We start from the raw sequence: 6,319 nt of genomic DNA, 5'->3' as shown, positions 1-6,319 counted from the left end.
CCGGGGTGGCCGGGGTGGCCGGGGTCTCGCCGGGTCGGGGGGCCTGGCCGGCCGAACCCTCCGCCGCTGTGCGGGACCGGCGCGGCGTGGCCGGGGTTTCGGTGCCGGACGCCGTCTGGGTGGCCGAGCCCTCGGCGGCCGTACGGGTCCGGCGGGGCGGCCTGTCGCCGGCCGCGCGGGTCGGGCGTTCGCCGGCCGCACGTCCCGCACCGCGTGCCGGGCGGGCCGGAGCGGGCGGCAACTGGCCCTTGAGCGGGCCCCACTCGTTGGGGTCGGGGACGCCCGGCGGCAGCATCTGGCGGCGGCGCGGACCACCGTGCTCGGACTCGCCCGGCTCCTTGGCTCCCGGCCACGCCTTGGCCACGCGGGCGGCGAGAACGAAGTCCTTGCGCAGCGGATGTCCCTCGAAGCCCTCCGGCAGGAGCAGGTGGTCCAGGGCGGGGTGGTCTTCGAAGACGATGCCGAACATCTCGTGGGTCTCACGCTCGTGCCAGGCCGCGCCCGCGTACACGGCGACGGCCGTGGGCAGCAGCGGCGCGTCGTGCGGGACGGTCGTACGCAGCAGCAGCCTGCGTACCGGCCCCAGGGCCACGACGTGTGCCGCGACGCGGAATCCGGTGCCCGGCTCGTCGACCGCGCTCAGCCAGTCGAAGTATGTGCAGCCCAGCCGGTCGCGCGCCGTCTCCAGAGCGGGGATCCAGGAGGCCGGCGGCACGTCGACGGTCAGGAGGCCGTACGCCTCCTCCGCCGTGGCCAGCGCGCCGAACAGTTCCTCGGTGCCAGCGGGCAGCCAGCCGGCCGCGGTCATCGTGCCTCCCCCGTACTCGTCCCCGGCGTGCCCGAATTCGCCGTGCCCGTGTCCGTCGTACCCGCGTCCGCCGTGCCCCGCTCCGGCGGTCGCACCAAGCCGCTCTGCAGCGCGGCCGTCGACGGGCGCTGCGAGGTGCCGTACCGCTCCCCCAGCGACTCCCGCGCGATCTTCTCCTGGAGCTTGAGGATGCCCTGGAGCAGCGCCTCGGGGCGCGGCGGGCAGCCGGGGACGTAGACGTCGACGGGGATGATCTGGTCGACGCCCTTCGTCACGGAGTAGGAGTCCCAGTACGGGCCGCCGCAGTTGGAGCAGGCGCCGAAGGAGATGACGTACTTCGGCTCGGGCATCTGCTCGTACAGGCGCTTGACGGCCGGCGCCATCTTGTCGGTGACCGTGCCCGAGACGACCATCAGGTCGGCCTGGCGGGGGCCCGGCGCGAACGGGATGACGCCGAGCCGGATGAAGTCGTGGCGGGCCATCGACGCGGCGATGAACTCGATCGCGCAGCAGGCGAGGCCGAAGTTGAAGACCCAGAGCGAGTACCGGCGGCCCCAGTTCAGGACCACCTTCATCGGCTCCGGGGCCAGACGCGCGAGGGTGCCCAGCCGCTTGGGCACGGGAAGCGGCACGGGCTCCGGGCGCTGCCCGCGTTCCTGGAGCGGCACGGGTTCGGAGGGGTTCACGTCCACGACAGGACGCCCTTCTTGTATGCGTACAACAGGCCTACGGCGAGGAAGCCCAGGAAGATGAACATCTCCACGAGGGTGGTGGCGCCGTAACCGGGGGCGGCGAAGACCGTCGCCCAGGGGAAGAGGAAGATCGAGTCGACCGCGAAGATCACGTAGAGGAAGGCGTAGACGTAGTAGCGGACCTGGGTGTGCGCCCAGCCCTCGCCGACGGGGTCGACGCCGCACTCGTACGTCAGGAGCTTCTCGGGGGTCGGGACGACGGGGCGCAGCAGACGCCCGGCTCCGAAGGCGACGGCGACGAAGAGGACGCCCACGACCGTGAGCAGTCCGACGACCGAGTAGGACTGGAAGTAGTCCGCGGCGAGCCCGACGGTCGGTTCCGGCACGTGCGTTCCTCGCTCCCTCTCCCGAGACCCCATCCGTACTCACGGGAGTCTAGAGCCTGTTAAAGGGGCGGTAAGCAGCCCGGCGTGCAGGAGATGCGGAGTGGGGCCGGGGTGGGGTCGGAGTGGAGGCGGGGGTGGGGTTTTCCTCAGTGCGTCCCGGGAGGTCCGCCTCATGGCGTCGTCCGGTGCCGCACGGCACGCTGGCTCCTATGACCGAAGACCTCTCCAGATCCCCCTCCACCGGCCGGGGAGCCGGCGGGGGGAACGGTGACCGCCTGCCGCCGGCCCGTCTCGCCTACGACCGGCACACCTGGAAGGAGATCGCCCACCTGCTGGTGAATCTCCCGGCGTCACTGATCGGGTTCACGTACGTCGTCACGGTGCTGTCCGTCGGCGTCGGGCTGACGGTCACGGTGATCGGCCTTCCGCTGCTGGCTGCGGGCCTGCTGGGCGCGCGCCGGCTCGGCAGGCTGGAGCGGGCGCGGGCCCGGGCGCTGCTCGGGGTCCGGGTGGACGAACCGAGTCCGCTGCCCGTGCGGCGCGGGGACGGCTTCTTCCCCCGGCTGTGGATGGCACTGAAGGATCCGGTCGGCTGGCGCACGGTCCTGTACGAGTTCGTGCGGCTGCCGTGGGGCGTCCTCACCTTCGTCCTCACGCTGGCGTCGCTGTTCGTGCTGTGGCCGGTGCTGCCCTTCCTGGCGCGTGGCATGACCAACGTCGACCGGGCGATGGTGCGCGGTCTGCTGTCCCCGTCCGACGAACTGGAGCGGCGGATCGCCGAGCTGGAGTCGGACCGCGGGATCGTGGTCGACACGGCCGCGGCCGACCTGCGGCGCATCGAGCGGGACCTGCACGACGGGGCGCAGGCCCGCCTGGTCAACCTGGCCATGGGGCTGGGTCTGGCCAAGGAGAAGCTCCTGGAGGACCCGGACGCGGCGGCGGCCATGGTCGACGAGGCGCACGGCGAGGTGAAACTGGCGCTGCAGGAGTTGCGGGACCTGGCCCGGGGGATCCACCCCGCCGTCCTGACCGACCGCGGCCTGGACGCGGCGCTCTCGGCGGTCGCCTCCCGCTGCACCGTGCCGGTCAGGGTGACGGTCGACCTGGCGGAGCGGCCCGCGGCGGCCATCGAGGGAATCGCCTACTTCACCGTCTCGGAGCTGCTGCAGAACGTCAGCAAGCACAGTCACGCGCGCGACGCCTCCGTGGAGGTGTGGCGGGCGTCGGACCGGCTGCTCATACAGGTCGCGGACGACGGCCGAGGGGGTGCCGCCCTGAGCGGCGGTACGGGCATGAAGGGGCTCGCCGACCGGTTGTCCGCCGTCGACGGTCTCTTCGTCGTGGACTCCCCGGAGGGCGGCCCGACGACGATCACGGCCGAGCTGCCGTGGCGCGACCGTACGGGAGCCGACGCTGCGGGCTCCCCGCCCGGGGCCGGCAGGGTCCGGAGGTGACAGGCCCCGGGGGTAGGGAAAACCCCCCTCCGCAGACGCCGACGGGCTCCATGTTCCCGAGAGGGGCGGCGGAGGAGGGTGGAGTTACGACAGCACAGCCGTAGTTGGGACGAGGAGAGGGACGGCACCGATGGCCACGGATTACGGACACGGTTACGGGTTCGGGGACGGGTCCGGCTTCCCGGGGGACAGCGGTGCGCGCCACCACCGGCTGCCGGCGGGGCTGCGGGCACCGTTCGAGGCACGCAGCTGGCGGGAGTTCGGCTACGTGCTGCTGGGTCTGCCGATCAGCATCCTGCTCTTCACGTACGCGGTCACGATGGTGTCGCTGGGGGCGGGCCTGCTGGTGACGTTCCTGGGCGTACCGGTGCTGGCGGCGGCGCTCGCGGGGTGCCGGGGCTTCGGGGCGCTGGAGCGGGCGCGGGCCCGTGCCCTGCTGGGGCTGCGGGTGTCCGAACCGGAGCCGCTGCGGCTGAAGAAGCAGGGGGCGATGGGCTGGATGGGGGCCGTGCTCAAGAGCGGCACCTCGTGGCGGAGCCTGCTGTACGCGCTGCTGCAGTTCCCGTGGGCGGTGTTCTCGTTCGGCGTCGCCGTGACCGTGTGGTCGGTCGGCTGGACGATGCTGACGTACCCGCTGTGGTTCTGGGTGTTCCCCATGTACGCCGGTCAGGACGGGCTGCAGCTGTACGGCGACGGAACGCACCGGGTCTACCTGGACAACCCCTTCGAGATCACCGTGACGGCACTGGTGGGGCTGCTCTTCACCCTGGCCACTCCGTGGATCGTCCGGGCGCTGACGACGGTGGACCGGGTGATGGTGCACGCGCTGCTGGGGCCGTCTCAGCTGGCGACGCGGGTCGTGGAGCTGGAGTCGGACCGGGGGGTCGTGGTCGACACGGCCGCGGCCGACCTGCGGCGCATCGAGCGGGACCTGCACGACGGTGCACAGGCGCGCCTGGTCAACCTGGCGATGGACCTGGGGCTGGCCAAGGAGAAGCTGAAGGAGGACCCCCGTGCCGCAGCGGTCATGGTGGGCGAGGCGCACGGCGAGGTGAAGACGGCCCTCCAGGAGTTGCGGGACCTGGCCCGGGGGATCCACCCCGCCGTCCTGACCGACCGCGGCCTGGACGCGGCGCTCTCGGCGGTCGCCTCCCGCTGCACGGTGCCGGTGCGGGTGGAGGTCGACCTCACGGAGCGGCCGGCGTCGGCCATCGAGGGCATCGCCTACTTCACGGTCTCGGAGCTGCTGCAGAACGTCAGCAAGCACGCGCGTGCCACGTCGGCCGCCGTGGAGGTGTGGCGGGTGGAGAACCGGCTGCTGCTCCAGGTCGAGGACAACGGAGTGGGCGGCGCGGACGCGTCGGCGGGGTCGGGGCTCGCCGGACTGGCGGAGCGGCTGGACGCGGTGGACGGGATCCTGGTGGTGGACTCACCGGCCGGTGGCCCGACGCGGGTGACGGCGGAGCTGCCGTGGCGCAGCGAACCGGTCACCGGCTGAGGCGGCGAGTGCCGTCCGGGACAGCCTGACGGCCACCCGGCCACCCGGCCGCGTTCGCCGCCGGGTGGCCGTCCCGGGTGGCCGTCCCGCGTGGCCGTCCCGGGTGGCCGTCCCGCGTGGCCGTCCCGGCTGGCCGTCCCGCGTGACCGTCCCGGGTGGCCGTTCCGGTGGTTCCCAGCCCCCTGCCTCTTCGCCCGTCCCGTTCCGCCCGTCCCGTTCCGCCCCTTCCCGACGTCTTCCCGTTGCTCCCGGGCATCCGGCCACCGATGCTGGAATGCTGGACGTGTCACACGCACGGTGCGTGAACGCGGCGCGGGCCGCGCGGCCGTGGGGTGGGCAGGTCGTGGGGGGACCGAAAATCGTGGAGGACAAGGTGCGGGTGGTCATCGCCGAGGATTCAGTGCTGCTCAGGGAGGGGCTGACCCGGCTGCTGACGGACCGCGGGCACGAGGTCGTGGCCGGGGTCGGCGACGGCGAGGCGCTGGTCAAGATCATCACCGAGCTGGATGCCCAGGGCGAGCTGCCGGACGTGGTGGTGGCGGACGTACGCATGCCGCCGACGCACACGGACGAGGGGGTGCGCGCGTCGGTCCGGCTGCGCAAGGCGCATCCGGGCCTCGGTGTCCTGGTGCTGTCGCAGTACGTGGAGGAGCGCTACGCCACGGAGCTGCTGGCCGGTTCCAGCCGGGGCGTCGGTTACCTGCTCAAGGACCGGGTGGCCGAGGTCAGGGAGTTCGTCGACGCGGTGGTGCGCGTGGCCGAGGGCGGTACGGCGCTGGATCCGGAGGTGGTCGCGCAGCTGCTCGGGCGCAGCCGCAAGCAGGACGTGCTGGCGGGGCTCACTCCCCGGGAGCGCGAGGTCCTGGGGCTCATGGCCGAGGGCCGGACCAACTCGGCGATCGCCCGGCAGCTCGTCGTGAGCGACGGGGCCGTCGAGAAGCACGTCAGCAACATCTTCATGAAGCTGGGCCTGTCCCCGAGCGACGGTGATCACCGGCGGGTTCTCGCCGTTCTCACGTATCTCAATTCCTGACACGAGCGGCTCACACCCCGGAATCGGTTGCCCGGCTCGGTGCCTCGGGTACTGATCCGGACGAATGAGAAACCCGAGTGCGGGAAGGGAGCGTCCTCACCAGTGCCAGGAAGCGGAGAATTCCCGGAAAACCGGGGCTGCGGGCCGTCTCGAAGTCGTGTCCGTCATGCGAATGTCCACCGGAAGCCAGGCCGTGCGGACGTAGTGTTGATCCCGGGACGGTCGGTGGTAGACCGGTCCCCGGACAGCCGTCCCGAGGGAGGTCCAGTTCAGTGACCAGCCAGGTCAGCAGCCCAGCGGAGCAGGCCGACCCCACCGCCGTGGGAGAGCAGCGCAAACCGGTCGGGGCGAAGGACGTCCGCCGGCTGGAGCGGGTGGTCATCCGGTTCGCGGGTGACTCGGGTGACGGGATGCAGCTCACGGGCGACCGTTTCACCTCGGAGACCGC

At 72.3% G+C, this 6,319-nt stretch carries 5 protein-coding genes and 1 pseudogene; 3 read left to right on the top strand and 3 right to left on the bottom strand.

Features of this window, described 5'->3' with window-relative positions:
* The 3 genes and pseudogenes from HZS56_RS36875 to HZS56_RS36865 all read right to left on the bottom strand — a co-directional run.
* The coding region (locus HZS56_RS36875) for an NADH-quinone oxidoreductase subunit C (RefSeq protein WP_507227385.1) at positions 1-1,033 on the bottom strand (1,033 nt) is incomplete at its 3' end.
* Positions 1,021-1,383, bottom strand: a pseudogene (locus HZS56_RS39280) (NADH-quinone oxidoreductase subunit B); the annotation flags it as partial. The gene HZS56_RS36875 and the pseudogene HZS56_RS39280, both read right to left, overlap by 13 nt.
* Before the next feature lie 107 nt (positions 1,384-1,490).
* Entirely contained in the window at positions 1,491-1,919 is a 429-nt protein-coding gene (locus HZS56_RS36865) for an NADH-quinone oxidoreductase subunit A (RefSeq protein WP_216725173.1), read from the bottom strand.
* A gap of 176 nt (positions 1,920-2,095) precedes the next feature.
* Here HZS56_RS36865 and HZS56_RS36860 point away from each other — a divergent pair, with 176 nt between their 5' ends.
* The 3 genes from HZS56_RS36860 to HZS56_RS36850 all read left to right on the top strand — a co-directional run bounded on the left by HZS56_RS36860 (position 2,096) and on the right by HZS56_RS36850 (position 5,871).
* Positions 2,096-3,340 carry a sensor histidine kinase gene (locus tag HZS56_RS36860; protein WP_216725172.1) on the top strand — a complete coding sequence of 415 codons (1,245 nt, stop codon included), beginning with the start codon at positions 2,096-2,098 and terminating at the stop codon, positions 3,338-3,340.
* Between the two features lie 130 nt (positions 3,341-3,470).
* A complete protein-coding gene (locus HZS56_RS36855; RefSeq protein WP_216725171.1) occupies positions 3,471-4,838 on the top strand; it encodes a sensor histidine kinase in 1,368 nt (455 codons plus the stop codon).
* A 373-nt stretch (positions 4,839-5,211) separates the two neighbouring features.
* Positions 5,212-5,871: a LuxR C-terminal-related transcriptional regulator gene (locus HZS56_RS36850; RefSeq protein WP_507227384.1), complete on the top strand. Its 660-nt coding sequence runs from the start codon at positions 5,212-5,214 to the stop codon at positions 5,869-5,871.
* Positions 5,872-6,319 lie beyond the last annotated feature (448 nt).

It is taken from the genome of Streptomyces mayonensis, assembly GCF_018982965.1.
GTDB classification, from domain to species: Bacteria; Actinomycetota; Actinomycetes; order Streptomycetales; family Streptomycetaceae; genus Streptomyces; species Streptomyces mayonensis.
The sequence above is the reverse complement of the archived record's forward strand: the minus strand, read 5'-3'. Positions and strand labels throughout refer to the sequence as shown.

What these genes read in the sequence shown, in the direction of transcription:
- HZS56_RS36860 (WP_216725172.1), top strand. Translation starts at nt 2,096, where the DNA reads ATGACCGAAGACCTCTCCAGATCCCCCTCCACCGGCCGGGGAGCCGGC.
- HZS56_RS36855 (WP_216725171.1), top strand. Translation starts at nt 3,471, where the DNA reads ATGGCCACGGATTACGGACACGGTTACGGGTTCGGGGACGGGTCCGGC.
- HZS56_RS36865 (WP_216725173.1), bottom strand. Translation starts at nt 1,919, where the DNA reads ATGGGGTCTCGGGAGAGGGAGCGAGGAACGCACGTGCCGGAACCGACC.